The sequence below is a fragment of the Pseudomonas sp. 5Ae-yellow genome, assembly GCF_014077575.1.
In the GTDB taxonomy this organism is placed as follows: Bacteria; Pseudomonadota; Gammaproteobacteria; order Pseudomonadales; family Pseudomonadaceae; genus Halopseudomonas; species Halopseudomonas neustonica.
The window spans coordinates 1-25,175 of sequence record NZ_JACGWE010000002.1 but is presented as its reverse complement, the minus strand read 5'-3'; the positions used below and the strand labels follow the sequence as shown (position 1 = coordinate 25,175).

General features: G+C 55.0%; 27 protein-coding genes and 3 pseudogenes. 12 read left to right on the top strand and 18 right to left on the bottom strand.

Annotation, left to right across the window (positions count from 1 at the left end; all coding sequences use genetic code 11):
- The first annotated feature begins 27 nt into the window (after positions 1–27).
- From ampD to H4J77_RS20275, 4 genes and pseudogenes are all read left to right on the top strand, one after another.
- Positions 28–588 carry a 1,6-anhydro-N-acetylmuramyl-L-alanine amidase AmpD gene (ampD, locus tag H4J77_RS02145; protein WP_123888697.1) on the top strand — a complete coding sequence of 187 codons (561 nt, stop codon included), beginning with the start codon at positions 28–30 and terminating at the stop codon, positions 586–588.
- Positions 589–599: 11 nt separating this feature from the next.
- Positions 600–1,421, top strand: coding sequence for a regulatory signaling modulator protein AmpE (gene ampE / locus H4J77_RS02140; protein WP_123888698.1), 822 nt, complete (start codon positions 600–602; stop codon positions 1,419–1,421).
- A 209-nt stretch (positions 1,422–1,630) separates the two neighbouring features.
- Positions 1,631–2,755, top strand: a pseudogene (locus H4J77_RS20280) (HAMP domain-containing protein); the annotation flags it as partial.
- Positions 2,756–3,079: 324 nt separating this feature from the next.
- A pseudogene (locus tag H4J77_RS20275) lies at positions 3,080–3,616 on the top strand (methyl-accepting chemotaxis protein); the annotation flags it as partial.
- A 19-nt stretch (positions 3,617–3,635) separates the two neighbouring features.
- Here the strand turns inward: H4J77_RS20275 and H4J77_RS02130 are convergent.
- The 3 genes from H4J77_RS02130 to H4J77_RS02120 all read right to left on the bottom strand — a co-directional run bounded on the left by H4J77_RS02130 (position 3,636) and on the right by H4J77_RS02120 (position 6,151).
- On the bottom strand, positions 3,636–4,202 hold the full coding sequence (locus tag H4J77_RS02130) for a cob(I)yrinic acid a,c-diamide adenosyltransferase (RefSeq protein WP_123888700.1): 567 nt from the start codon (positions 4,200–4,202) through the stop codon (positions 3,636–3,638).
- 72 nt (positions 4,203–4,274) lie between these two features.
- On the bottom strand, positions 4,275–5,186 hold the full coding sequence (locus H4J77_RS02125) for a 2-dehydropantoate 2-reductase (RefSeq protein ID WP_123888701.1): 912 nt from the start codon (positions 5,184–5,186) through the stop codon (positions 4,275–4,277).
- A gap of 8 nt (positions 5,187–5,194) precedes the next feature.
- A complete protein-coding gene (locus H4J77_RS02120) occupies positions 5,195–6,151 on the bottom strand; it encodes a response regulator (protein WP_123888702.1) in 957 nt (318 codons plus the stop codon).
- 110 nt (positions 6,152–6,261) lie between these two features.
- Between H4J77_RS02120 and H4J77_RS02115 the strand changes: the two genes are divergently transcribed.
- Complete coding sequence (locus tag H4J77_RS02115; protein WP_123888703.1) at positions 6,262–6,747, top strand: YajQ family cyclic di-GMP-binding protein; 486 nt, start codon at positions 6,262–6,264, stop codon at positions 6,745–6,747.
- A 29-nt stretch (positions 6,748–6,776) separates the two neighbouring features.
- Positions 6,777–7,613, top strand: a complete 837-nt coding sequence (locus H4J77_RS02110) for a mechanosensitive ion channel family protein (RefSeq protein ID WP_123888704.1) — start codon at positions 6,777–6,779, stop codon at positions 7,611–7,613.
- Positions 7,614–7,675: 62 nt separating this feature from the next.
- Here H4J77_RS02110 and H4J77_RS02105 read toward each other — a convergent pair whose 3' ends face one another.
- Together H4J77_RS02105 and H4J77_RS02100 are read right to left on the bottom strand one after the other, a co-directional pair.
- Entirely contained in the window at positions 7,676–9,049 is a 1,374-nt protein-coding gene (locus tag H4J77_RS02105) for an AmpG family muropeptide MFS transporter (RefSeq protein ID WP_123888705.1), read from the bottom strand.
- Positions 9,050–9,079: 30 nt separating this feature from the next.
- The gene (locus H4J77_RS02100; protein ID WP_123888706.1) at positions 9,080–9,436 is read right to left on the bottom strand and encodes an MGMT family protein; all 357 of its coding nucleotides are present in this window, start codon (positions 9,434–9,436) and stop codon (positions 9,080–9,082) included.
- A gap of 45 nt (positions 9,437–9,481) precedes the next feature.
- Between H4J77_RS02100 and H4J77_RS02095 the strand changes: the two genes are divergently transcribed.
- Positions 9,482–10,504, top strand: coding sequence for a DUF481 domain-containing protein (locus tag H4J77_RS02095; RefSeq protein ID WP_158611241.1), 1,023 nt, complete (start codon positions 9,482–9,484; stop codon positions 10,502–10,504).
- 73 nt (positions 10,505–10,577) lie between these two features.
- Here the strand turns inward: H4J77_RS02095 and H4J77_RS02090 are convergent, their stop codons facing one another.
- Positions 10,578–11,336, bottom strand: a complete 759-nt coding sequence (locus H4J77_RS02090) for an SDR family oxidoreductase (RefSeq protein ID WP_123888708.1) — start codon at positions 11,334–11,336, stop codon at positions 10,578–10,580.
- Between the two features lie 190 nt (positions 11,337–11,526).
- Here H4J77_RS02090 and H4J77_RS02085 point away from each other — a divergent pair, with 190 nt between their 5' ends.
- From H4J77_RS02085 to groL, 3 genes are all read left to right on the top strand, one after another.
- The gene (locus tag H4J77_RS02085) at positions 11,527–11,976 is read left to right on the top strand and encodes an FxsA family protein (protein ID WP_123888709.1); all 450 of its coding nucleotides are present in this window, start codon (positions 11,527–11,529) and stop codon (positions 11,974–11,976) included.
- Positions 11,977–12,177: 201 nt separating this feature from the next.
- Entirely contained in the window at positions 12,178–12,471 is a 294-nt protein-coding gene (locus H4J77_RS02080) for a co-chaperone GroES (protein WP_092288096.1), read from the top strand.
- Between the two features lie 49 nt (positions 12,472–12,520).
- The gene (gene groL, locus H4J77_RS02075) at positions 12,521–14,170 is read left to right on the top strand and encodes a chaperonin GroEL (RefSeq protein ID WP_123888710.1); all 1,650 of its coding nucleotides are present in this window, start codon (positions 12,521–12,523) and stop codon (positions 14,168–14,170) included.
- A 458-nt stretch (positions 14,171–14,628) separates the two neighbouring features.
- Here the strand turns inward: groL and H4J77_RS19880 are convergent, their stop codons facing one another.
- From H4J77_RS19880 to mutS, 3 genes are all read right to left on the bottom strand, one after another.
- Positions 14,629–14,760, bottom strand: coding sequence for a hypothetical protein (locus H4J77_RS19880; RefSeq protein WP_259364681.1), 132 nt, complete (start codon positions 14,758–14,760; stop codon positions 14,629–14,631).
- Between the two features lie 45 nt (positions 14,761–14,805).
- Positions 14,806–15,129 carry a ferredoxin FdxA gene (fdxA, locus tag H4J77_RS02070; RefSeq protein ID WP_123888712.1) on the bottom strand — a complete coding sequence of 108 codons (324 nt, stop codon included), beginning with the start codon at positions 15,127–15,129 and terminating at the stop codon, positions 14,806–14,808.
- Positions 15,130–15,276: 147 nt separating this feature from the next.
- Entirely contained in the window at positions 15,277–17,817 is a 2,541-nt protein-coding gene (mutS, locus tag H4J77_RS02065) for a DNA mismatch repair protein MutS (RefSeq protein ID WP_123888729.1), read from the bottom strand.
- Positions 17,818–18,034: 217 nt separating this feature from the next.
- Here mutS and H4J77_RS02060 point away from each other — a divergent pair, with 217 nt between their 5' ends.
- Complete coding sequence (locus H4J77_RS02060) at positions 18,035–19,471, top strand: site-specific integrase (RefSeq protein WP_259364679.1); 1,437 nt, start codon at positions 18,035–18,037, stop codon at positions 19,469–19,471.
- A gap of 191 nt (positions 19,472–19,662) precedes the next feature.
- On the opposite strand, the gene H4J77_RS02055 is transcribed toward H4J77_RS02060, so the two are convergent.
- The 6 genes from H4J77_RS02055 to H4J77_RS02030 form a co-directional block, all read right to left on the bottom strand.
- A complete protein-coding gene (locus H4J77_RS02055) occupies positions 19,663–20,289 on the bottom strand; it encodes an SCO family protein (protein WP_053113916.1) in 627 nt (208 codons plus the stop codon).
- Positions 20,290–20,306: 17 nt separating this feature from the next.
- Entirely contained in the window at positions 20,307–20,663 is a 357-nt protein-coding gene (locus H4J77_RS02050; RefSeq protein ID WP_008173648.1) for a DUF3703 domain-containing protein, read from the bottom strand.
- Positions 20,664–20,720: 57 nt separating this feature from the next.
- Complete coding sequence (locus H4J77_RS02045) at positions 20,721–21,443, bottom strand: cytochrome c biogenesis CcdA family protein (RefSeq protein ID WP_008173647.1); 723 nt, start codon at positions 21,441–21,443, stop codon at positions 20,721–20,723.
- A gap of 81 nt (positions 21,444–21,524) precedes the next feature.
- A complete protein-coding gene (locus H4J77_RS02040) occupies positions 21,525–22,202 on the bottom strand; it encodes a thioredoxin domain-containing protein (RefSeq protein WP_123891401.1) in 678 nt (225 codons plus the stop codon).
- On the bottom strand, positions 22,199–22,633 hold the full coding sequence (locus H4J77_RS02035) for a disulfide bond formation protein B (protein WP_008173641.1): 435 nt from the start codon (positions 22,631–22,633) through the stop codon (positions 22,199–22,201). The genes H4J77_RS02040 and H4J77_RS02035 overlap by 4 nt, the downstream gene beginning before the upstream one ends.
- Positions 22,630–23,355: a cation diffusion facilitator family transporter gene (locus H4J77_RS02030; protein ID WP_008173639.1), complete on the bottom strand. Its 726-nt coding sequence runs from the start codon at positions 23,353–23,355 to the stop codon at positions 22,630–22,632. Before H4J77_RS02030 ends, H4J77_RS02035 begins: the two co-directional genes overlap by 4 nt.
- Positions 23,356–23,424: 69 nt before the next feature.
- On the opposite strand from H4J77_RS02030, the gene H4J77_RS02025 reads away from it, so the two are divergent.
- Entirely contained in the window at positions 23,425–23,832 is a 408-nt protein-coding gene (locus H4J77_RS02025; RefSeq protein WP_008173636.1) for a helix-turn-helix domain-containing protein, read from the top strand.
- 61 nt (positions 23,833–23,893) lie between these two features.
- Here the strand turns inward: H4J77_RS02025 and H4J77_RS02020 are convergent, their stop codons facing one another.
- From H4J77_RS02020 to H4J77_RS02010, 3 genes and pseudogenes are all read right to left on the bottom strand, one after another.
- The gene (locus H4J77_RS02020) at positions 23,894–24,517 is read right to left on the bottom strand and encodes an SCO family protein (protein ID WP_123891400.1); all 624 of its coding nucleotides are present in this window, start codon (positions 24,515–24,517) and stop codon (positions 23,894–23,896) included.
- Positions 24,514–25,047: pseudogene (locus H4J77_RS02015) on the bottom strand (cytochrome c oxidase assembly protein); the annotation flags it as partial. The pseudogene H4J77_RS02015 and the gene H4J77_RS02020, both read right to left, overlap by 4 nt.
- 4 nt (positions 25,048–25,051) lie before the next feature.
- Positions 25,052–25,175: transposase (locus H4J77_RS02010; protein ID WP_182246879.1), on the bottom strand; the 124-nt coding region annotated here is incomplete at its 5' end.

Below are 25,175 nucleotides of genomic sequence, written 5' to 3'. Positions count from 1 at the left end.
GGTTTTGTTGATGGGAGTTTGAGCATAATGCGCCTGCATAAGGGCTGGTTAGACAGCGCGCGAATATGCCGTTCAGAGCATTTTAATGATCGCCCTGACGGCGAAGCTGTGTCGCTTCTTGTTGTGCACAATATCAGTTTGCCGCCGGGCGACTTCGGTGGTGGCCACGTGCAGCGTTTTTTCTGCGGTCAGCTCGATTCCTCCCTGCATCCTTATTTCGCTGAAATCGCGCACCTGCGCGTATCCGCACATTTTTTTATTGAGCGCGACGGCGCTATCACCCAATTTGTCAGTTGTGACGAGCGTGCCTGGCATGCCGGTGCCTCCTTTTTTGGCGGGCGCGACAACTGCAATGACTTCTCTATTGGCGTAGAGCTGGAGGGCACAGATCAGACGCCCTACACTGACGCGCAGTATGCTGCTCTTGGCGAATTGACTCAGGCCCTGCAGCTGGCCTATCCGGCGATCACTCCCTATCGGGTTACCGGGCATGAGTTTATCGCGCCGGGACGCAAGACAGATCCGGGCAGCGCTTTCGATTGGCGCCGGTTTTTGCTCAGCCTGACGTCTGTTAAACCCACTGCTTAAAGGTCCTGCGCATGCGTTTCCTCATTTTGTTGGCGACCGTTCTGTTGATTCGATTCACGCCCCTGAGTCGCGGCGTGCGTCCGGATTTGACTGCTGCCTGGGCGCGCTACAGTGCGCGATTTGCTGAGCGCCGACCGGGCTGGCCAGCGCTGCTATGTCTGTTGCTGCCGTTGTTACCGTTGGAAATTGCCTTCTGGTTGCTGGCCGATGTGGCGCACGGCATTTTTGTGCTGGCGCTGGGCGTTCTGGTGTTGCTGCTGGGGTTGGGCGGGCATGATTTGCTGCGCGGCTTTGGATGCCGCTTTGAGCAAGCCTGGGGACGAGGTGACAAAGCCGCGGCAACCTTAATTGCTGAGAATGACTGGGGCGTGCGGGCAAGCGATGAGAGGATGCTTGTCGCGCAGGTCCGCAGTCGCATGCTGGTCGAAGCCTGTGCCAGTTATTTCGTGCCATTACTCTGGTTTCTGCTCCTTGGCCCCATGGGCGCATTGGGATACCGTCTGTTAAGGCTATACGTAGATAGACTCCCGGTTGAAGCGCAGGGTTACGCGGGCAGTCTCGTGCACGCGATGGAGTGGTTGCCGGCACGATTGCTTGCGGTCAGCTTTGCACTGGTTGGACATTACGATCGGGTCTTCGGGGCGATGCGCGGTTTGTGGGGTGATTGGGAGCAACCGGTTGAGCTGTTCTTGTCCAAGGCGGCAGAGGCGGCCATCGAAGGTGAATCCAGCCAAGCGCAAAGCGGGAACGTTTTAGCTCCGATCCGCTCACTGTTATTCCGCGCGGCACTGGCTTGGGCTGTACCTGTGGCGCTGCTGGCACTCTTGGGATAGATTTCGCCCCAACGTTAAAGTTGTCTCGGTATCAGCCGATAGGCTCAGCATGGGACGAAAAGAATTAGCTACGCGTTAACAGGTCCGAAATAGTAGTACATATAACAACAAACAGGGGTGTCGGGACGATGCCTGCCAGGTCTGCCATAGACCGGTCTATTTAGGAGAAAAACTGGGTGAATAGTCTTCTTGCGCCTGCCATTGCCCTGATGAACCGCCTCAGCTACGGAATGAAGTTCTGTCTGATCAGCGTGCTCTTTTTTATTCCGCTCGGCATTGTTAGCAGTATGGTGGTCCATCAGGCTTACGAGCGTGTTCAGATGACGCGCCACGCCCAGCAGAACCTGGAGCTCGTGCGAGCGAGCTCGGCCATTGTGCATGATGCAGAAGTGATCCGGGATATGGAGAACGTGACCTCCATGCTGGGGCAGGGTCAGCTTGCAGCAGAGCTGGAAGCCCGTGGTGCAGGTTTGCGTAAGCAAGTGCTGGAAAAGCTGCAGGCGTTGCCTCTGGATACGCAAGACGATGCTGCAGCAGATGTTGCCACTAAACGCGACGAGTTGATTGCGCTTTACCAAGGCTTGGCCAATGAGTCGGTTAGCGGTAAGAAGGTGCTAGCGGTGCAGGGACTGGCCGAAGCGGCTACCTTGCTGAACTTTAGTGCGGCCTATGCAGGTCTGCCGCAGGACTTTGATCGCGACGTTCGTCAACTCACAGAATTGCTCATTGATGCTACCCCGCAGGTTACCTCCGCACTGGGCGAAGGGCGTGCCGTGGGCGCTTACTCCATGGGGCTGGGTTTCATTAACTCTGATGCCAGTCGTGCAATGGATGACCTGTTTGAGACGCTGCAAAAGCTGACTGCAAACTATCAGCAGAAGCTGCAGCAGACGTTGTCCGGGTCAGAGCTGCAGGGCCTCAAACCGGCGGCTGATGCCAGTTTGGAGAGTTTGAGCGTTGCACAGAACATATTTGATGAAGAAATCATTTTGGCTAACTCACTGGAAGGCGAGTGGGATGATTACTTTGCGCGCATTACGGTCGAAATTGAAAAGACCTACGCGCTGGATGCAGCGATCTTTGACACCTTGTCTACGCGGTTGAAAGCGCGTTTAGGGCAGAATCAGCGGTCTATGCTGATCCTTATTGTGTCGCTCTCTCTGGTTGGCTTGCTGATCATTTATCTCTACGCCGGTTTCTATATGGCGACGCGTCGCACCCTGAAACGCTTGTCTTCGCAGATGGGGCAGGTGGCCGGCGGCGATATGACGGTTCAAGTCGAGGTGGATAGTCACGACGAGCTGGGCGATCTGGCGGCGGACTTTAATAACACAGTGCTCAAGGTTCGTGAGCTGATTCGTCAGGTCAGTACTACCTCGGATCAGGTGCAGGAGCAGTCGCGTCAAGTCGAGAACATCGCTACCGAAAGTAGCCATGCGGCAGCGTCTCAGCGTAGTCAGATCGAGCAGGTTGCAACGGCCATGAATGAGATGGCGGCAACCTCACAGGAAGTTGCCCGCAGCGCTGCCTTGGCAGTAACCAACGCTGAGGAGGTTAACAACCAAACGCTCAGTGGTCGGCGCCTGGTGGAATCCTCGGTGGATGGGATTGAAAAACTCTCTGGTGAGATTGAAAACTCGGTTCGGGTTATCAACCAGTTGGCCGATGACAGCTCATCAATCAGCCGCGTGCTGGATGTAATCAAAGGGGTTGCCGAACAAACCAACCTGTTGGCGCTCAACGCCGCCATTGAGGCAGCGCGCGCTGGCGAGCAGGGTCGAGGTTTTGCCGTGGTCGCGGACGAAGTGCGCACCCTGGCGCGCCGTACCCAGCAATCAACCGAAGAAATTGAGCAGATGATCGTGCGTCTGCAAGATGGCGTGAGTGCGGCGGTGAAGGCTATGGGTAGCAGTCATAGCATGACGGCAGAAGCCGTGGATGCCTCCCGCAAGGTGCAGGAAGGGCTCGACAATATTCTCAAGTCAGTCGTGCATATCGTTGATCAGAGTCAGCAGATTGCGGCGGCTGCAGAGCAGCAGACCGCCGTCAGCCATGATATCGATCACAATATCGTGGAAATCAATCAGGCTGGCGAGCGCACTGCTGCAGGGGCGAGTCAGGCCGAAGAGTCCAGTGGCCGTATGACGCAGTTGGTGCAATCGCTGCAAAGTATTATCAGCGCGTTCAAGGTCTGACGCGCTGTGCTTCCCAGGCTCAGGCTGCAGGCTTGGGTTTGGGAGCCCAGAGCACTTCCGGCGTTTCCTCAAGGCGGGCAATGGTCCGCGCCAGCACAAACAGCAGATCAGATAACCGGTTGAGGTAGATCAGCGCCTGCTGATTTACCTCAACCTGTTGCGCCAGGCTGATGTATTGTCGTTCCGCTCGGCGACACACACTGCGCGCCATGTGCGCCTGCGCAATCGCCTTTGAACCGCCTGGCAGAATGAAGTTTGTCAGCGGTTCCAAATCGGCGTTCAGCTCGTCAATAGCCTGCTCCAGCTGCGCCACATCAGCGGCATCGATCATGTCGTGGCCAGGTACCGCCAGTTCGCCACCCAGATCAAACAGGCGATGCTGTATAGGCGTTAGCAGTGCGAGCAAAGGATGCACGCGGTAGTCGGTTAACTCGGTGATGAGCAGGCCCACCTGGCAATTAAGCTCATCTACGTCTCCCATGGCCGCGACGCGCGGATGGTTCTTGGCGATACGTTCGCCATTCGCCAGGCCCGTGTCGCCCTTATCGCCGGTACGGGTATAGAGCTTGCTCAAACGATAGCCCATGGTGTTTCGCTCTCCGCTAAATAAAGTGTTGATTGCTTGAATATCGCGTAAGCCTAGCGGTAAAGCGGGTGGTCAGTCCACGGGCAGGTTTTTATCGGCCAAGCACTGACGGGTTGCCTGCAGTAAGCGGGTGAGGGCGGGAACCGCTATATTGCGTTGCTGCGCCTGGCGGCAGGCATAGCCGAGAATATAATCCAGCTCGGTGCGGCGCTTGGCACGCAGGTCCTGGCGCATTGAGGAGCTGTTGCTCGCAGTGCGCTGAATGACGTCATGAATCTGTTTGGCGAGCTCGTTAGTGTCAGCGACACCCTGTGCTGCCAATAGCAGCTGTAATTCCTCAATGCACCTATCTAACCAATCACCCGCGCGGCTCGGCACGGCGCCATTGACGCAGTCAAATAGCAGGGTGAATGGGTTGATCGCGCAGTTGATTGCCAGCTTGCGCCACAGCACGGCAAGGATGTCGTTATCCCACTGCCATTCGATGCTGCTGGTTATGCGCTCCAGCCAAGGGGGCGGGGGTTGTTGATCCGGATCTCCAATAACCGTTTTGCCTTGCCCTGCCCAGACCAGATGCTGCGGTGACGGTTGCCAAGCGCCATCGGTGACGCTGGCGTAGAGCACCCGCTGTTGCGCGAATGCAGCACTGACCTCTTGCTGCGCACCAAGGCCATTTTGTAGCAGTAGTATCTGGCTGCCCGGATTCAGCCGGTGACGGATAGACTCCAGCGCCGAGATGACGGCGTAGGCCTTGGTGGCTACAACGACGATGTCTATCGGGCCAGTGCTCTGGGAGGCAATCTCTGTGGTTACGGGGAGCACGCGGCGGGCGCCGTGGTGCTCAAATATCAATTGGTTGCTGTTGTTTTGCCATTGCGTCAGTGCAGATGAGTTACGCAGTAGCAGGCAGCAGGACTGGTTGGCCTGCTGCAGCCGCGCAATCCACAGCAGACCGAGACTGCCAGCACCAAGAACATGCACCATGAAGTGGGTTATTTACCGCGAACTTCGGTGATCAGATTGGTTTCGTAGGCCTGCTGCAGGTGGTCTTCGACTTTGGCTAGCAAGTCCTCGGGACTAGGCAGATCATCTTTGTTAGTGACGGTGCATAACGCCATACCAGCGCGAATCGACAAATAGCCTTCGGTTGTTTTAAAGGCTTTGAGGTTGAGACCGTCGTGCAGGCGGCGAAAGCTGTTGGGTTTACACTCTTCGGCATCGTCTGCGAGGGTCACAATGGCGAAGGCGTTAGTGGCTACCCGGGCTATTACATCGGTGGGGCGCACCAGCTGTTGCAGGCGCCTGGCGGTGCCTCGCAGAACCTCGCTCTGCACCGCTTCGCCGAAGCGATCGCCTAGCGATACCAGGTTTTGTACGCCCAGCAGTACGACGCAGCAGGCGCCACCGCGTGAATCAACGCTGCGCAGCGCTTCTTTCAGGCGCTGCAATAGGTAGCGACGATTGCCGATCGCTGTCAGGGTGTCGACCAGATTGTGTTCTTCGAGCTGGGCATTGTTATTGGCCAGCAGGTGATTTTCGTCCAGTAGACGATTAATCAGCTGGGAGGTGCGGTCGGCGGCAAAAATGCGAGGCAGCAGTTGTTCATTCATTGAGGACTTGCTGATGAAGTCATCAACGCCACGGTCAAACGCCTCGCTGAGGACATTGTCGCCTTCGCGGGCGGTCAGCAAGACAACGTAGGTATAGTGATTGTCCTGCTCATCCATTTGACGGATACGCGTGGTCAATTCAAGCCCGTCCATCTCCGGCATGAGCCAATCGGCGACCATAACGCTGGCTGGACGCTCTTCCTGCATACGCAGGGCATCCATTGCAGAGTTGGCGAAACGAATATCGTTGTAACCGGCCTGACTCAGGGTGTGTCCGATAACGGCGCTACTGAACTTGGTATCGTCCACCACCAAAATACTGAGTTGGGGGTTAGGCATCGAAGGTGCTCCCTGCTGGTCTCTGGCTGACTGCCGTTATAATGCTACGAGGTTATACTGTTGTTTTCTATCGAACATCATAATTATGCGTTTTGTGTGAGGTGATTCCAATGCCATCGTTTGACGTTGTTTCTGAGCTTGATAAACATGAAGTAACCAACGCGGTAGATAATGCCATGAAAGAGCTTGAGCGGCGTTACGATTTGCGTGGTAAGGGCGGCTTTGAATTCAATAGCAAGAATCTGCAGGTCACTATTTCATCGGAAGCAGACTTTCAGCTTGAGCAGATGCTGGAAATTCTCAAGCTGTGTCTGGTCAAGCGCAACGTCGATATCCAGTGCCTTGAGATCAAGGACTCATTTGCCTCGGGCAAGCAAGTAAAGCAGGATGTGGCCCTAAAGGAAGGCATAGACAAGGATCTGGCGCGCAAGATTGTCGCTCTCATCAAGGACGCCAAACTGAAGGTGCAGGCAGCCATTCAAGGGGAGCAGGTCAGGGTAACCGGTAAGAAGCGCGATGACTTGCAGGAAGCGATGGCGCTGCTGCGCAATAGCTCGCTCGATATGCCTCTGCAGTTCAACAATTTTCGTGATTAAAAACTTTAAATCTATTTGGGGGTAGTGCAATGGAGGGACTTATGGAAAAGCTACAGGGCCTGGAGGAGGCGTGGTTGCCGCTGGTACTTGAGTACGGCAGCCAGTTTTTGTTGGCATTGCTCACGCTTGCGGTTGGTTGGTGGATTGTTGGCCGCCTGGTAGCTGCGCTGAACACGCTAATGCAGAAGCGTAACGTTGAGCCCACCTTGCATGGCTTTGTTTCTTCGCTGGCAAGTATCGCGCTCAAGGTGCTGTTGTTGGTCAGTGTGGCTGGCATGGTGGGGATCGAGACCACCTCGTTTATTGCCGTATTGGGTGCTGCCGGTCTGGCGGTGGGGCTGGCGCTACAAGGCAGTTTGGCCAATTTCGCGGGCGGCGCGCTCATTCTGTTTTTGCGTCCATTCCGTGCTGGCGATTACATCGAGGCACAGGGTGTTGGCGGTACCGTTGATAGCATTCAGATTTTCAATACTATTTTGAAGACTCCGGATAACAAGACGGTCATTGTTCCCAATGGCAGTTTGTCCAATGGCAATATCGTCAACTACTCACGCCAGGCCACTCGCCGTGTTGATGTTAATATTGGTATCGATTACGGCGACGACGTCAAGCAGGCGCGCTCCATTCTGCTGGGTCTGGCGGCAGCGGATAGCCGAGTATTGAAAGATCCCGAAGCGGTTGTGTGGTTGGTTTCACTGGGCGATAACTCGGTAAACCTGTCGCTGCGCATGTGGACTAAAACAGAGGATTTCTGGGGTGTGTTCTGGGATATTCAGGAGCAGGCCAAGGAAGCCTTTGATGCACAGGGCATTACCATTCCGTTCCCGCAACGGACAGTGCATGTGGTAAAGCAAGAAGCTGAATAGGTATTTTTCAGACATTAAAAAACCCGGCCATGTGCCGGGTTTTTTAATGTCTGCTGTCGCTCTCAATCAATACCGGGACGTTTCAGCTTGTCCGGATGTGCGAAGCGCAGCAAGAGAAAGCCCAGAATGATGGCGGGCAACCCGGTGAGTGCGGTGATGGTAAAAAAGCTGACCCAGCCAACATTGGCAGCCAGCACGCCGGTAAAACCGGCTGCAAACTGGCCTGGGAGTGTCATTACCGAGCTGAACAGGGCGTACTGCGTGGCGGTGTAGGCTGTATTTGTCAGGCTCGACAGATAAGCGATAAACACGGAGATTGCCAGTCCGCCGGTTATGTTGTCAGCAATAATGGCTAATACCAGCCCGTCTGGTTGCGGGCCGATAAACGCCAGCCAGGCGAAGATGAGGTTAGTGGCAGGGGCCATAAAGGCGGTCAGTATCAGGATTGGAGCGATACCAAAGCGCGCTACCATCAGGCCGCCCAAGGCCGCGCCAAGCAGGGTCATGGCCAGGCCGAAGGCCGCGGCTATGTTGGCGATTTGTTCTTTGCTGAAGCCAATATCCAGATAGAAGGGGTTGGCCATGGTGCCCATGAAAATATCGCTGATGCGGAACGTGGCGACAAAGAGCAGTATCAGCAGCGCTACTTTGCCGTAGCGCTCAAAAAACTCGGTAAAAGGCGCGACGAAGGCGCTGAAGAACAGGCTGGACAGGTTCAGTCGCATACCCTTGTGCCGTGATGCGCCCAGAAAGCGAGTCAGGCGTTCTTCCTGGTCGAGGGTGTCTCTGGTGATATGCACCTTGGGTTCGGCAATACAGAAGGTCGTTATTACGCCTACCAGCATCAGTGCCGCCATGCCCGTATAGGCGAGGCTCCAGCTATCCAGGGCTGCCATGTGCAGTGCGCCTGCGCCGGCGGCGAGAATCGCCACGCGATAGCCAGTGACGTAGGTTGCGGCCATCGCGGCCTGTCGGTGCTTGGCTTCCGCTTCGACGCGATAAGCGTCGATCGCCACATCCTGCGTTGCTGAGCCAAATGCGACCAATACGGCCCAGATGGCGACCAGCTCCAGCTGCTGGGTCGGGTCCGTCATCGCCATACCAAACAGACCGCCTGCAATCACCAACTGGGCGAGCAGCATCCAACTGCGCCGTCTGCCCATCAGGCGAGTCAACAGTGGCACTGGTAGGCGGTCTATCAACGGAGCCCATAGCACTTTAATCGAGTGCGCCATGCCAACCCAGCTGAGGAAGCCGATCGCCGCCAGCTCTACACCCAGGTCACGCAGCCATGCGCTGAAGGTTCCGCCGACCAGCAGCAAGGGTAGGCCGGCAGAGAAACCGAGAAATAGCATGCCAACAACACGGGGCTGCAGGTAAACCTTTAGTCCCTCGGGTTCTGGCAGGCGATTGGAATCTGAAGAAAAGGAGCTCATTAATGTCCTTGTTATGATGATTGTAGGTCTTCAAGGCCAGGCATATTGCCCTAAGTTCACTCGGCCGTCGCGCACCAGCACGCCCTCGGCGAGCAGTCGTGCACGTTGTTTCGCGCCGCTTGGGCTATCGGCCGGCAATGATAACTTACCCTGGCTGTTCAAGACTCGATGCCATGGCAGTTGGGTATCATCCGGCAGTTGCCCCAGCCAGCGCCCGACCAGGCGAGCACCTTTACCCATACCGGCGAGCTCGGCAATTTTGCCATAGCTGCTTACCCGGCCTGCGGGAATACTGGCCAATACGAGGAAAAAAGCCTCTTTTTGTGGGGCATGCCCGGTTAAACCAGGTGGGCTCCGGAACACTACAGCCTTGTTCGGGTCTTTCATGGATACTATTCCGATTATGTCGACGTTATGTTCGAGGGTGAAAGAATGCTGTGTGTACGCAAGGTGCTGGCGCTGAGTTTGTCATTTATACCCTTTGGCAGTTTCGCCGATACGCTTTGGCTCGACAATGGTGACCGTCTCACCGGTAAGATCGAATTTCTTGAGGCCGGCAAGATGTCCATCAAGACCGATTTTGCCGGGATGATTACGGTCAGTACCGCACGGGTTGCTACCTTTGAAAGTGATGAACCGCTGCTGCTCAAACTTGGTGATCAGGCGCAGTACATTACGCGTCTCCAAGCCTCTGACCAGAAAGGGCAAGTCACTCTGGCGTTTGACGAGTCAGAGAATCAGGCGCGTCATGTTCAGGTGCGGCAGATCAGCCAGCTACTGGTACCCACGCCGATCATTCAGGATATGGTGTGGGAAGGTGATGCCAGCGCTGCATTGGAGTTCAAGAACTCGTCCGGCACGGAAACCGAAGACCTGGATCTGGATGTCAGCTCGCGTTTGCGCCACGGTGACTGGCGTCATGATCTGACACTGGATTATGAGCGCGACTACCGCGACGATATTAAAACCCGACATACATGGGAAACCGATTACGACATCAATCGATTCCTGACCGAGCACTGGTTCTGGATGACCAGTTTGCGCTACCAGCGCGATTATCTGAACGAAGTCGCCAAGCGGCGCCAGTTTGGTATGGGCCCAGGGTATGAGTGGTGGAATAACACCTTGGGGCGTTTCGAGACCTCCGCGCGTCTGGATAGGACCTGGGTTGAAGAGCAGGATGGTAGCAAAAGCAAATATAACGCCCTGGGTTTACAGTGGGACTATCGACGCTTTCTGCTGGGTAAACGCTTTGAGTTCTTCCATAAGGCAGAAACTCAGATACCTGATGACCCTAATGTGCGCTATCAGATTGATACTGAAGCGGGCCTGCGCTACAGCCTGACCAACTGGGCGTCGTTGAGCCTCAAGGCGGAGATGGACTACCTGGATAGCTCTGACGATACCGATTATCGTGACACGCGTTACACCATGGGGTTTGGAGTAGGTTGGTAACCTTTGGATCGCAAAGCAAAAAAACGGGCGCACTAGGCGCCCGTTTTGCTATCGCTGCCGCGCTGGCAAATGCCTAGATGCGCAAGCCACCGTCCAGCTCCAGAATACGACCGGTGTAATAGTCGTTTTCAAACAGGTAGGCCGCAGAGTGTGCGATTTCTGCGGGTTTGCCCATGCGTTTCAGCGGAATACCAGCCGTCATCTTCTCCAGTGCTTCGGGTTTCATGCTGCCGGTCATTTCGGTTTCGATAAAGCCCGGCGCGATACCGGCGACGCGGATGCCATAGCGCGATAGTTCTTTGGCCCAGGTTACGGTCATGGCGGCAACGCCTGCCTTGGCGGCGGTGTAGTTGGACTGTCCAACGTTACCAGCACGTGAAATCGATGAAATATTGATGATCAGGCCTTGATTGCCCAGTTCGATCATCTTGGCAGCCACTTCGCGGGTGCCGAGAAATACGCCGGTCAGGTTAACGTCAATTACCGATTGCCACTGTGCCAGGCTCATCTTTTGGGTCACGCCATCCTTGACCTTTAACAGCAAGCCATCGCGCAGGATGCCGGCATTGTTGATCAAACCATGGATAGCGCCGAAATCCTCGGCCACCTGGCTTACCATGTGGATGACCTGCTCTTCGTTGGCCACATTGCAAATATAAGAGCGTGCGTCACCACCGGCCGCTTTGCAGGCTGCAACAGCAGCGTCAAGCGCCTCCTGGTTAAGGTCAACCAGGGCCAGTTTGGCGCCTTTGGCGGCCAGGAATTCGCCCATAGAGCGGCCCAGGCCTTGTCCACCGCCGGTGATAATGATGACGCTGTCTTTCAATTGCATGAGTTGCTCCTCGGAAAGAGTGATGAAGTAAGGTGGGCAAGAATGCCCGAGTTTTCATATCTTTTGAATACCTAAATGCTAGTTCTGGTCACTTTCTGACTTGGCTTTCGGTTAAACGCTGTTGTTGCTGCCTTGAAAGCCAGAAGAGCAGTACCCATATAGTTATTACATACAACCTTGAGAGGTGCGCATGCCCTTTTTTCGCTTATTGATGCTCGCTTTTCCGCTCCTTGAGCTGGCGTCACTTATTGTGCTCGGCAACCGCATTGGTGTCGGGGCAACGCTGTTATGGGTGCTGGGGAGTGGTTTGCTCGGTTTGGTGCTGATACAGCGTCAGGGCTGGAGCATGTTGCAGCAGCTACAAATCAAAATGGCCGAGAACCGTTCACCTTTTGCCGTGCTTAAAACCGGCATGTGGTGGTTGCTGGCCGGCGTATTGCTGATGATTCCAGGCTTGATCACGGACGTTTTGGCCGTGCCGTGCCTGGTTATGGCGTTACTCAACAAAGATCGGCCTGCACCCGGCGAGCCGGGCGGCCCTGGGGTCTATAAGCGGGGTGGTAACACCATCATTGAGGGTGAGTGGCAGCCGGGCGAGGCCAAACCGGCCGAGCCCGAAGATCGAATTGATCAACGTTGAAAAAAATCTGCTTGCGGCCCTTGAAATAGCGACTCAGGACCCCATCTTAGATGCAACGGTTTTGACAGGCTCTCCCGGAAGGGGAGCAACAGAACAGTGACGTGGCTTCTGGCCCGTCCTTCGAGCTCGGTTTGGGCTCGTTTTAACTCGAAATAGCCGATCCTTCGGCAATTGACATTACCTATTGGGAGACACATAACGATGAAAATTCGTCCGTTACACGATCGCGTTGTCGTTCGTCGCAGCGAAGAAGAGACTAAAACCGCTGGTGGTATCGTTCTGCCAGGCTCTGCCGCAGAAAAGCCGAATACCGGTGTCGTCGTTTCCGTAGGTACCGGCCGTGTGCTGGACAACGGTGAAGTACGTCCGCTGGCCCTCAAAGAAGGCGACAAGGTCGTTTTCGGTCCTTATTCCGGCAACAACACCATCAAGGTTGATGGCGAAGACCTGCTGATCATGAGCGAAACCGAAATCTTTGGTGTGCTGGAAGCCTGATAACGGCTCCGCTGCATCCCTTAACGAACTCATTTGAAGGAAAGCAAACATGGCTGCTAAAGAAGTTAAATTTGGTATCTCCGGTCGTAACAAAATGCTGGACGGCGTCAACACGCTGGCCAACGCCGTTAAGGCTACCCTGGGGCCAAAAGGTCGCAACGTACTGATCGAGCGTAGCTACGGCGCGCCGCTGATCACCAAAGACGGTGTAACCGTTGCCAAAGAAATCGAGCTGAAAGATCGCTTCGAAAACATGGGCGCTCAGCTGGTCAAAGATGTTGCCTCACGTGCCAACGACGACGCGGGTGACGGTACTACTACCGCTACCGTTCTGGCCCAGGCCATCGTTACCGAAGGCCTGAAAGCGGTTGCTGCTGGCATGAACCCGATGGATCTCAAGCGCGGTATCGACAAGGCAACTGCTGCCATCGTTGCCGAGCTGAAGAACCTGGCCAAGCCTTGCGCTGATTCCAAAGCTATCGCTCAGGTCGGTACTATCTCCGCCAACTCTGACTCATCCGTCGGCAACATCATTGCCGAAGCGATGGATCGCGTCGGTAAGGAAGGCGTCATTACGGTTGAAGAAGGCTCCGGTCTGGATAACGAGCTGTCCGTTGTAGAGGGCATGCAGTTTGACCGTGGTTATCTGTCTCCTTACTTCGTCAACAAGCCAGAGACCATGTCTGCCGATCTGGACCAGCCTTACATCCTGCTGGTTGACAAGAAAATCTCCAACATCCGTGAACTGTTGCCGGTTCTGGAAGCGGTTGCCAAATCAGGCCGTCCGCTGATGATCGTTGCTGAAGATGTTGAAGGCGAAGCGCTGGCGACTCTGGTTGTCAACAACATGCGCGGTATCGTCAAGGTTGTTGCGGTCAAGGCACCTGGTTTTGGTGATCGTCGCAAGGCTATGCTGCAGGACATCGCTGTACTGACCGGTGGTACCGTCATCAGCGAAGAAATCGGCCTGAGCCTGGAAACCGCTACTCTGGAGCACCTGGGTCAAGCCAAGAGCGTTCAGATCAACAAGGACAACTCCACTATCGTTGACGGCTCTGGTGCCAAAGTCGATATCGAAGCGCGTGTTACTCAACTGCGTAAGCAAGTTGAAGACACCACTTCTGACTACGACCGTGAGAAGCTGCAAGAGCGTCTGGCCAAGTTGGCTGGCGGTGTTGCTGTGATCAAGGTTGGCGCTGCTACCGAAGTTGAAATGAAAGAGAAGAAGCACCGCGTAGAAGACGCTCTGCACGCTACTCGCGCCGCTGTCGAAGAAGGCGTGGTACCTGGCGGTGGTGTTGCTCTGGTTCGTACCCTGGCTGCCATCGAAGGCCTGAAGGGCGACAACGAAGACCAGAACGTCGGTATCAAGCTGCTGCGTCGCGCTGTTGAAGCGCCCCTGCGTCAGATCGTTACCAACGCGGGTGATGAAGCTGCCGTGGTACTGCAGGCAGTCAAGGCTGGCGAAGGTAACTACGGTTACAACGCGGCTACTGGTGAGTACGGCGACATGATCGAAATGGGTATTCTCGATCCTGCCAAGGTCACTCGTGCTGCGCTGCAAGCGGCTGCCTCGGTTGCCAGCTTGATGATCACCACCGAAGCCATGATTGCCGATCTGCCTGAAGAGGGCGGTGCTCCGGCTATGCCTGATATGGGCGGCATGGGTGGTATGGGTGGCATGGGCGGCATGATGTAATATTGCTGCACTGTTGTACCCGAAACCCGGCTCTTTTGAGCCGGGTTTTTTTATGCATGATCTTGGGGCTGGGATTTTTAGCCTGGAAAAGGCTGATTGATACGGCCTCGTTTGTAAGAGATCGCCTACAAGGCGTGTAGGTGATTGGCACTAGGTGGTGTGGGTATATTGGTTGTTTTGCTATAGGTATATTGGTAAGTGTCTGTTTTTTAAGTTTTTATAATCTTTGAGGTGGCCAGTAGTGCGGTCTGCGGCCAGTTGCGCGCGGCTTTGCGTAGGGTAAGATACATCCATGCGCAACGGACAGCGCCGCTCGGCAGGATGCTTGAGCCAAGGATTTTCAGGATGATGAAGCCAGGACGGCTAGACAGGGAAGGCACATAGGGAATGAAGAGTGGGCGAGTTTACTCGCCCCTTTTTTTGCCTGAAATTTAGCTTCAAGCCTCAAGCCTCAAGCCTCAAGCCTCAAGCTTAAAACCAAAACCAAAACCAAAACCAAAACCAAAAATCAGGCCCATACTGTCAATGCTTGTAGCTTGTAGCTTGTAGCTTGTAGCTTGTAGCTTGTAGCTTGCGGCTTGCAGCAACAAAAAACCGGCACATGGCCGGTTTTTTGTTGCGTGGCAGCTGGCTGCTCAGCGCTCCAGGTACTGCATCTTGTCTGGTACGCCATCCCATTCTTCAGCATCGGGCAGCGAATCTTTCTTCTCGGTAATGTTTGGCCAAATCTCCGCCAGATCAGCATTCAGTTCAGTGAACTCCTGCATGTCTTCCGGGATCTCGTCTTCGGAGAAGATGGCAGTCGCTGGGCACTCGGGCTCGCACAGCGCGCAATCGATGCACTCGTCCGGGTGAATAACCAGAAAATTCGGGCCTTCATAGAAGCAATCGACTGGGCAGACCTCAACGCAATCGGTGTACTTGCACTTGATACAGTTGTCGGTAACAACAAAAGTCATGGTGGGGTCTCCATCAGAATCAGGCGAACAAAATCTGGCGCGTAGTCTATCAGCTTTTACGCGCCGGTACAGAGCGCTTGCGTTGTTTGCGTAGATTAAGCGATGTTTGCTGCACGTTAATGAAAATAAGTATCATTTACCAATAAGTTACTGCCATTCCTTCTGCATCTGGTATAGCAGGTCCAGTGCCTGGCGCGGACTCAGCTCGTCTGGTTTTAGCGCCTGTAGTTGCTCGACCAGCGGGTGCGGAGCGCTGGCGAACAGGTCGCTTTGCATCGGTTGACCAGATTGCTGATTACGCGCGCCGCTGTGTTGCTCAAGGCTGCTTTGTTCCAGTTTTGCCAGGTGCTCGCGTGCGCGCAGAATCACCGGTCGTGGTACCCCTGCGAGTTGCGCTACCTGCAAGCCATAGCTTTGGCTTGCCGGACCTGGCTGTACTTTGTGCAAAAACACGATGCGTTCGTTATGTTCGGTCGCGTTCAAGTGCACATTGGCCACCCCGGGATCGGTTTCGGCCATGCCGGTGAGTTCAAAGTAATGCGTCGCGAACAGCGTAAAGGCGCGTACTTTGGCCAGATACTCGGCCGCAGACCAGGCCAGTGACAGACCATCAAAGGTACTGGTTCCGCGGCCCACTTCGTCCATCAGTACCAGGCTGTCGGCGGTGGCGTTGTTGAGAATATTGGCGGTTTCGCTCATTTCCACCATAAAGGTGGAGCGGCCGCCGGCCAGGTCGTCGCTCGAGCCGATGCGGGTGAATATGCGGTCTACGCAGGACAGCTCAACCTCAGCGGCGGGCACAAAGCTGCCGATGTGCGCTAAAAGTACAATCAGCGCGGTCTGACGCATGTAAGTTGATTTACCGCCCATGTTGGGGCCGGTAATAATCAGCATGCGCGTATCTTCATCGAGCGTGAGGTCGTTCGCCACGAAGGGCGTTTCCAGCACCTGCTCAACGACTGAATGGCGGCCTTGCTGAATGTCGATGCGGCTGTCTTCAACAAAGCGCGGGCAGCTGTAGCTCAGCGTGCCTGCGCGCTCTGCCAGGGTGCTCAAAACGTCGACTTCGGCCAGGCTGGCGGCGGTGGTCTGCAGGTCGGCCAGGTCTTGATTCAGGCGGTCGAGCACTTCTTCGTACAACTGCTTTTCGCGTGCCAGAGCGCGACTGCGCGCTGACAGAGCTTTATCTTCAAAGGTCTTGAGTTCCGGTGTGATGAAGCGCTCCGCACCCTTGAGCGTTTGTCGGCGAATATAATCCGCTGGCGCCTGCTCGGCCTGGCTGCGTGACAACTCGATAAAATAGCCGTGCACGCGGTTATAGCCCACTTTCAGACTACTTAAACCACTGCGCTCGCGTTCGCGTGTTTCCAGATCAATAAGGTACTGCCCGGCGTTTTCGCTGATGTTCTGCAACTCGTCGAGCTCGGCATCAAAGCCCGCTTTGATCACGCCGCCATCACGCAGTACCGCTGGCGGGTTGTCGATAATCGCGCGGCTGAGTAAATCAGCCAGTTCAGGATAGGTTTGAATATGGCTTGCCAGCGCCTTCAGGTGGTCTGACTCCAGATCCTGCATGCAGCTCTGTAGCTCTGGCAGCGCGACCAGCGCATCGCGCAGACGCGCAAGGTCTCTGGGTCTTGCCGAGCGCAAAGCGATCCTGGCGAGAATACGCTCGATATCGCCGATACCCTTGAGCTGTGGCTGCAGGTCCAGATAGAACTGTTGATCCAGCAAGGTGCTGATACTGGCTTGCCGTGCGTTGAGTATTTGCATGTCGCGCAGTGGCCGGTTCAGCCAGCGCGCGAGCAAGCGGCTACCCATGGCTGTCGCACTGTGATCCAGGACGTCCAGCAGGGTGTTTTCGCGTCCGCCACTCAAATTCTGATCTATTTCGAGATTGCGGCGGCTGGCGCCATCGATGATCACGCTGTCTTCAAACCGCTCCTGCGCGATGCTGCGAATGTGCGGCAGTGCGGTACGCTGGGTCTCCTTGGCATAGCTCAGCAGGGCACCGGCCGCACCAATACCGAGGGTCAGCGAGGCGCAGCCAAAGCCAGCGAGATCTTTAGTGCCGAATTGCTGGGTCAGGGCTTTTTGTGCACTGTCCTGATCAAACTCCCAGGGTGCACGGCGACGCACGGCTCTGCGGCGCTCAATCGGCGTATTACTTTCCCAGTCATCCGGGATCAGCAGTTCGGCGGGTGCCAGGCGTTCCATCTCGCCCAGCAGGGTTTCCCAACCGCTCAGCTCCATGACGACAAAACGCCCGCTATTGATATCCAGTGTCGCCAGACCAAAGCCTTTCTCAGCGCCCACCAGGGCGGCCAGCAGGTTGTCACGGCGCTCATCCAGCAGCGCTTCATCACTCACCGTACCGGGAGTGATAATGCGCGCAACCTGACGCTCGACCGGTCCCTTGCTGGTCGCCGGATCGCCAATTTGTTCGCAAATGACGACCGACTCGCCGAGTTTCACCAGCTTGGCCAGATAGCCTTCGGCTGAGTGGTAAGGCAGGCCTGCCATGGGGATCGGCTGGCCACCGGACTGGCCGCGGGCGGTCAGGGTGATGTCGAGCAGACGTGCCGCTTTTTTTGCATCTTCATAAAACAGCTCGTAGAAATCACCCATACGGTAAAACAGCAGCTGTTCCGGGTGTTGCTGTTTGATGCTGAAGTACTGCTGCATCATGGGGGTGTGTGAAGTTTTGAGATCGTCTGTGTTCACTGGTAGCTCGCCTGTAGAATAGCTTCAAACCGCCTTTTGACAGGGGGTTTTCTGGTAAATTTGTCTGTGTAGCGTCTGAAGGAGTCTGATGAAATCTGCTGTAATCCAGTTCAAGAGTATAGGTTTTGGTATAGCTTTTGGTGTAGGGTTGTGGGCGCCTTAACAAAAAAGGCTGTTGATGATGAAAAGCTATACTTATGGCCAGAGCTTCATCAATGCCATCGATGGCTATCGTTCCAATCAGTTAATGGATCAAAGCATGCAGAATAACAAACACGGCAACAAGCCACTATCGGCGAGAGCCATCGAGACGATGCGGCCTGGCGATAAAGTCAAAGTAGACACTGGAGAGAATGCCGGTCTGCGTGTGACTTGCGGGGCTAGCGGTGGCAGGTCGTTCATCTATCGCTATCGGAGCCCCGAAACGGGCAAGCTAACTCAAGTCAAGATAGGGAATTACCCCTCGATGAGTCTGGCTGAGGCTCGCCTAGAGCTTGCTCGGATGAAGGCTTTACGACGAGATGGCGTATGCATTCGTGCCGAAATTCAGCGGGAGAAAGTACGTCAAAGTGCAAAAATTGAACAGGAAAAGGAAGCGGCAGAGGTGGCCGCGTTTACTGTTCGTGACTTGGTTGATCTGTACTTAACTGAAGTGATTGAGGATCGACTGGTTGTAAATCGTCGAACTGGGGCTCAGAAACGAGTTCCTGGTGCACGGAAACCTAAGGGGCAGGCCGAGACTAGGCGCACCCTGTACGGTGATGCTGTACGCACTCTGGGGGATCGATCTGCTGCAGAAGTTCGGCGTAAACATGTGGTAGAGATGGTGAAGGACATTCTTGACCGGGGAGCAAACGTTCAGGCTGGGAATGTGCTGCGTGAGCTCAGTGCCGCCTACGACTATGCGATTGGCCTTGGCAAGTTTGATGATGATTTTGCGAACCCGGCTTTGTTGGCAAAGTCGAGCCTGAAGCAGGCTAGAGTCCGACTTACGTCTGTTCGGGGCAAACGGGTATTGTCTGATGCGGAGTTGAAGGAAGTGTTAGCGTGGTTGCCAGGCTCTGGTTTCTCGGTAACACAGAAGAACGTCATTCGTCTGACTCTGTGGACCGGCGCTCGCACGGGGGAGGTTTGTAAGGCGCGTTGGTCTGATGTAGATCTCGATCGAGCCGTTTGGCATATGCGAGACTCCAAGAACGGAGCCGAGCGGTATGTGCAGTTGCCGAGCCAAGCTGTGGCTTTTCTCCGTCAGCTTCGTTTAACCACCAATACCTATCTGTTTCCTTCGAGTCGGACGGGATTGCCGATCCAGCAGAAATCGCTTACCGAAACAAAATGGTATTTGAGAAATTCTGCCAAGGCTCGAAGTGGCACCTACTTTAAGCCAGGCCAAGCTTGGCTGGATAGCATTCCTGACTGGTCTCCACATGATCTGCGTCGTACGGTTCGCACGGGGTTGTCTCGTTTAGGCTGTCGCAATGAAGTGGCTGAGGCAGTGATAGGGCATTCAAGAAAGGGTATTGAAGGGACTTATGATCTGCACGATTATGAACCCGAATGTCGCGAGTGGCTGCAAAAGTGGGCTGATCATCTGGAAACCCTTGACGGCGTGTGTTAGTTGGCATAACCCATCTTAATTTCACAAATTGCAGCAACCGGACAGAGAGAAATCTATTTCTATCTGCCTCTCTTAGGCTCGCCAGTCCCTGACCTTGCTGGCCTGCGGCCTCCACCGGACGCCTCGATCAGTCCGCTGCTAAACAAAAGCGAACATTCGAGTCAGAGCTTTCCTCCAGAGCCTCCAGTCATTCAGTAATCCTCTTCAAGCAGGCCAACAAGGTCCTGCCGAATGGATTGAGCGCTTAAATCTTCCGGCCGGATAAGCAGGCGAGGATTACCCTCACGATCAAACACATAGACTGCACCGCTGTGAGTAACGGCATAGTCACCTTCTGCGTCCGGTTCTTCATGCCCGAACGTCGTCCGGTATCGCTGGGTAAGCGTGCGGAGGTCAGAGGCGTTGCCGGTCAGCCCGATGATTTTGTCACCAAAAAAATTGACGTACTCCGCCAGGCGTTCGGGTGTGTCGCGCTGAGGATCGACACTGACGAACAACGTAAGTACTTCCTCCTGATTTTCCGTGCTCAGCCCGCTGACGGCCTGGCTGAGTTTTTGCAGAGCAGTGGGGCAAACATCAGGGCAAGAGGTAAATCCGAAAAACAGCATTCGTACCTGACCACTGTAATCATCGCCTGAAACCCGTGTTCCCTGACTGTCGATCAAATCGAATTCAAGCTTGGGCATCACGCCGCTGATGTCTGTCCCGTGCCAATCCGGCGGATCATCGCCCATGCAGCCAACAAGGAGGATTGCCAGCATCATCAATGCAATGGATGCAAAGCGCTTTGCGTGGTGTTGGAAGCAGGGTTTGATCATCAAGTGGTGTCCTTCAATTACGTGTTGGAAGGATTCTGGTGTCCCAGAACAATCGCCAAGTCTTCCGGCACCGCCATCGGTTCAAATGCGCTGACGTTGGCACGTCCCGTATTGCCGACAGGAACCCGGATTCGTGAAACCAGCAACGCAGCGAAGGCCCGAGCCAGCTGACCGAGAACCTCGCGAGCATCGCGCGCGTGCCAGCCAAGCCGGAGCATGCGCAAATGTGTTGTCGTGTGCGCTAACGCGAACTTCTGGCTCAGAATATGAGCCCGTTCAAGATGTCTGAACGCTGTAGCGACATCGCCCTGATTGTCAGCATCAGCGGCTGCTGCCGGTTCTGTCAGATAGAACGTCTTGAGTTCACTGTTCACTGCTCAGTTCTCCTGCCTTATCGGCCAGCTAAGTTGTGGGCAAAGATTTGCCCGGGATCAACCGAGTCTTCCGAGTACCGGAAATGCGGATAACATCCATGATGCAAACCGGGTCATCTGTCCCGTCAGCACCATTACCCCCATAACAACCAGAACCAGCCCTGCCAGGATTCTCAGTGACTGACTCCAGCGGCTCATCCAGCGCACTCGCGCCCGAAAGTGCTTAATAAATAAAGCCGTTGCCAAAAATGGAATTGCCAACCCCAGCGAATAAACGGCCAGGTACAGCATGCCGGTTTCAGCATTCGCATGGGTGGAACTGAGAGCCAGGATAGCGCCCAATATCGGGCCAATACACGGTGTCCACCCGACGGCAAAGGCCAAGCCGAGAAGGAACGCTGCCGTGGGCCGTCCACCCTCAAGGGTTTGCCCAAAGCGCCAGTCGCGCTGTAACGCGGGCATGCTCCACCAGCCCAGCATAAATAGCCCCATCAGCACAATCAGAATGCCCGCCACCAGATTGGCTTCCTGCCGGTAGGCCATCAGCCACTGACCGAGCAGACTAGCGCTGGCACCAAAAGCGATGAACACTACACTGAACCCAAGGACAAAACAGATACTGAGCCACAGAGATTGCAGTCGACTCGAACGGTCTGTGACAGTGCCGCCCGTAACGACCGATAGATACCCCGGAACCAGCGGCAGAGTGCAGGGTGAGAAAAATGACACCAGGCCGCCAAAAAAAGCAGCCAGCATTCCCCATGTCGCAAGATCTGGCATTTCCGTGAGTCCTCAATTTTCTGAGTTCAGTTGACGGTGGAGGGCATCAAGCCCATCCGTGTTTTGTTCGACACCGGTCGACTATTTCTGTGCGTCTGGGAGCGACTCCTGAACAAGACGAAGTAGCGGTTTGGGACCAAACTCCGTGAGTTGGCGGCCATTCACGAAAAAAGTCGGGGTGCCCCGAACACCGATGGTTTTGACGTCCTGCATGTCCTGATCAAGGATGGCGCTTATCCGTTCGGATTGCATATCCTCACGGGCTTGGGACAGGTCCAGACCGGCTGCCTCGGCCGCTCCCCATGCCTTGGCAACCTTCGGGTCGTCGTGCCAGGCCGGCTGCACCTCCAACACAGCTTCCAGCACCGGTTCATAGACATCTTGCAGGCGAGCTGCTTCCAGAATTCTGGAGACTTCCTCGGAACCCTGATGGAACATTGTGTACCGCAAAACAAGCCGCACCTGGCCTGGATACTCAGCAAGTATCTGTTTCACGATCGGGTAGAACGCCCGGCAGGCTTCGCAGGAGGGGTCGAAAAACTCAACGATGATCACCGGTGCGTCGGCAGGCCCGAATGTGGGCGAATGGAAGCGTACCAATGCTTGTTGGTTCGCGATCGGTTCGCCCGCGGCAACAGACTTTTCGCCGGTGGTGGCCGTTTTTTGAGGCTGCTGGGGCTGTGGCTTGAATAGGACGGCGGCTGAAAAGGCTGCGATCAGCACGAGACACACGACAACAAAGATGGCACGACGATTCATGTATGAACTCTCCGACGGATAAGCAAGAGCAGAATGATGATGGCAACAAAAATGGCCAGCGATAGAAACGGAAGCGGCAGCCCACCAAATATCGTCATTCCGTCACCCGAGCAGGACGGGCCAGTGGCCGTGCAGGGCTGAATGGGTTGTGGAATGAGCCCCACATAAAGCAGTGAGTGGGCTAGAGCGAACAGGGAGCCAATGACAGACAGCGGCATAGCGTAGCGCCAAACGTTAAAATCCGAGTAGTAGCAGGCGACTGCGAGAATCACCGCCAACGGAAACATGAAGGCGCGCTGAAACCAGCACAGAACGCACGGAGCCTGCCCGAGAACTTCCCCGATGTAGATGGCTGAAAGCGAGGACCCCGCCGCCAGTAGCCAGGCTGACAGCAGCAGCCCCCATGGAATCACCCGGTTATTGGTGGTCACCGGGATGGCTCTCTGGATTCATTGGCACAAGTGCTTTGCGAAGAAGAGCAGCAGCTGTTTCCAGCGGTATCGCCTTCATCTTTGCTCGATTTATCGGCGGTTTCAGCCCCACCGGCACGCCATTCCTCCATACCCTCACGGATGACCTGCCAAGCGGAGTGCAGGAATAGCGCAGCAATGGCGAGGCCCACAATGATGTCCGGCCAGAGGGTATTGGTGAGGGCGACCAATCCTGCCGCAATGATTACACTGCTATTGGCGAACAGATCGTTCCTGGAACACATCCAGGTGGAACGCATATTGAGATCGTCCGCACGATGACGGTAGAGCAACACAAAACAAACGCCGTTTGCAAACAGGGCAAGAGCGCCGACAGCGCCCATCCACTCGGCGGCGGGCACTTCCTGTATCACCAGCTTGCGGATGGCATCGGCGACAACAACAAGCCCGAACAACAGCATAAAGCCGCCTTTGAACAAAGCCGCTCCGGCACGCGCGCGACGGCTTCGGTCCAGCACGAACAGTGTCAGTGCATAGACAGACGCGTCGCCAAACATATCCAGCGAATCGCCCAGCAACGCGGTAGAGCTTGCAATCCAGCCGGCGCTGAATTCCACCACAAACATCACTGCGTTGATGGCAAGCGCAATGTAAAGCACCCGGCTTTGGCTCGCTCGCAATTGTGCCAGTTCACCGGCCTTGTTTTCACAGCAGCTGTCCACGACGAACCCTCCTAAAACGTGCAATACATCGATACACTGGTGGTTATAGTAACTATAAGGTCAATAGCGATGAGCGAAAAAAGGAACACGGTCGGTCGGCTAGCTGATGATACGGGCGTTAAGCCCGTGACCATCCGTTATTACGAAAAAATTGGACTGTTGCCGAAAGCGACCCGCTCGGAGTCGGGCTATCGTCTCTACTCCGAAGAGGATCATTCGCGGCTGCTGTTTATTCGACGAAGCCGCGGGCTCGGATTTAGCCTTGACGATATTCGTGAACTGCTTTCACTGGCGGATCGTCAGCAGGAGTCCTGTGCGGGTGTGGACGCCAAAGTTGAACAACAACTGGTTCAAGTGCGCTCTCGACTGAAAGATCTACATGCAATGGAACACGAGTTGGAAAGACTGAGTGCGTGTTGTGACGGCGGAGTTATTATGGACTGCCGAATTATCGAGACACTCTCCGGCTCTGCTTAACCACTTTGTATGTGCCCGCCAACCAGGACTGTCTCAATTCGAGTTGGGACAGTCTATTCAGTCAGGCATCCTCCTGAATAAGAGCAACGAGGTCATGCCGAATTTCTTCTCTACTCAGATCGGGCCGCATTAAGAGGCGGGGGTTACCTTCGCGATCAAATACATAAATCGCGCTGCTGTGTGACACCGCATAATTTCCATCAGCGGCAGGTTCGTCATAACCGAAGGTTGTTCTATATCGTTTTGCCAGTTCACGAAGCTGGGGTTCTTTTCCAGTGAGTCCTACAATATTGTCGCCGAAGAAATCCACGTATTTTGCGAGACGCTCAGGCGTGTCACGTTTCGGATCGACACTCACGAACAAAGTGAGTACTTCATCCTGAAGCGCGGGGTCCAGGCCACTGGTTGCCTGATTGAGTTTTTGCAGGGCGGTCGGGCAAACATCGGGGCACGAGGTGAACCCGAAAAACAGCATTCTCACGCGGCCACTGTAATCATCGCCAGATACAGACTTGCCCTGGCTATTGATCAGGTCGAATTCCAGCTCAGGCATCAAGCCACTGATGTTTTTACCGTTCCAGTCTTCCTCGTCATTGCCAAAGCAACCAGTCAGCAATAGGGATGCTATCAGCGTTAAGGTCGCCGATATGATGTTGGTGCGCTGTCGCCAGAAGCGAGTTCTCATGACGCTGTTTCCTCAAGTTGTTTGGATTGGTTGGTATATTTTCCGTCCTGATGCATGGCTCGCCGGAGCATCAGAAGAATGCCAAGAATGCTCATCATGGCCGGAGGAATATAGGTCAGCATGCCTCCCAGTAGCTGGTCGACTTCCGGGTCCAGCGGCCAGGCCCTGCCACAGACTTCGTAAACGTCATAGACCATGTCACGTGAAAACACGATCCACGCCCCAAGAAACATCTGAAGCACACCTGCGGCGGCCAGAACCAACATGCGTCTGCCATACCCCAGCGATGAGGTGATCGCCGGCGGTCTTGGATCAAAGATCAACCACCAGAACAGCAGGCCATCCAGCAACATGCTCCAGTTCATGACCCAATACAGATCCCGGCTGAGCATGGCGTCAAAATGGATTGATGACCACAGCCAGAAATAGATAAGCCCGACAAACAGGAAAAGGGCGATAAAAGGCTGTTGCAGAACGTTATAGACCCAGCCCAGAGGCCTCAATGTATGCCTCCAGCCCGGGCTGATTTTTGGTTCATCGCGCTTTACCGGGAAATGCTGCTTTTATCTTCAGAAAGAAGTAGTCGTTATCCCGGTAGCCGTAGGCCACCCGCTTGATCACCTTGATCTTGTTGTTCATTCCCTCCAACACACTGGTG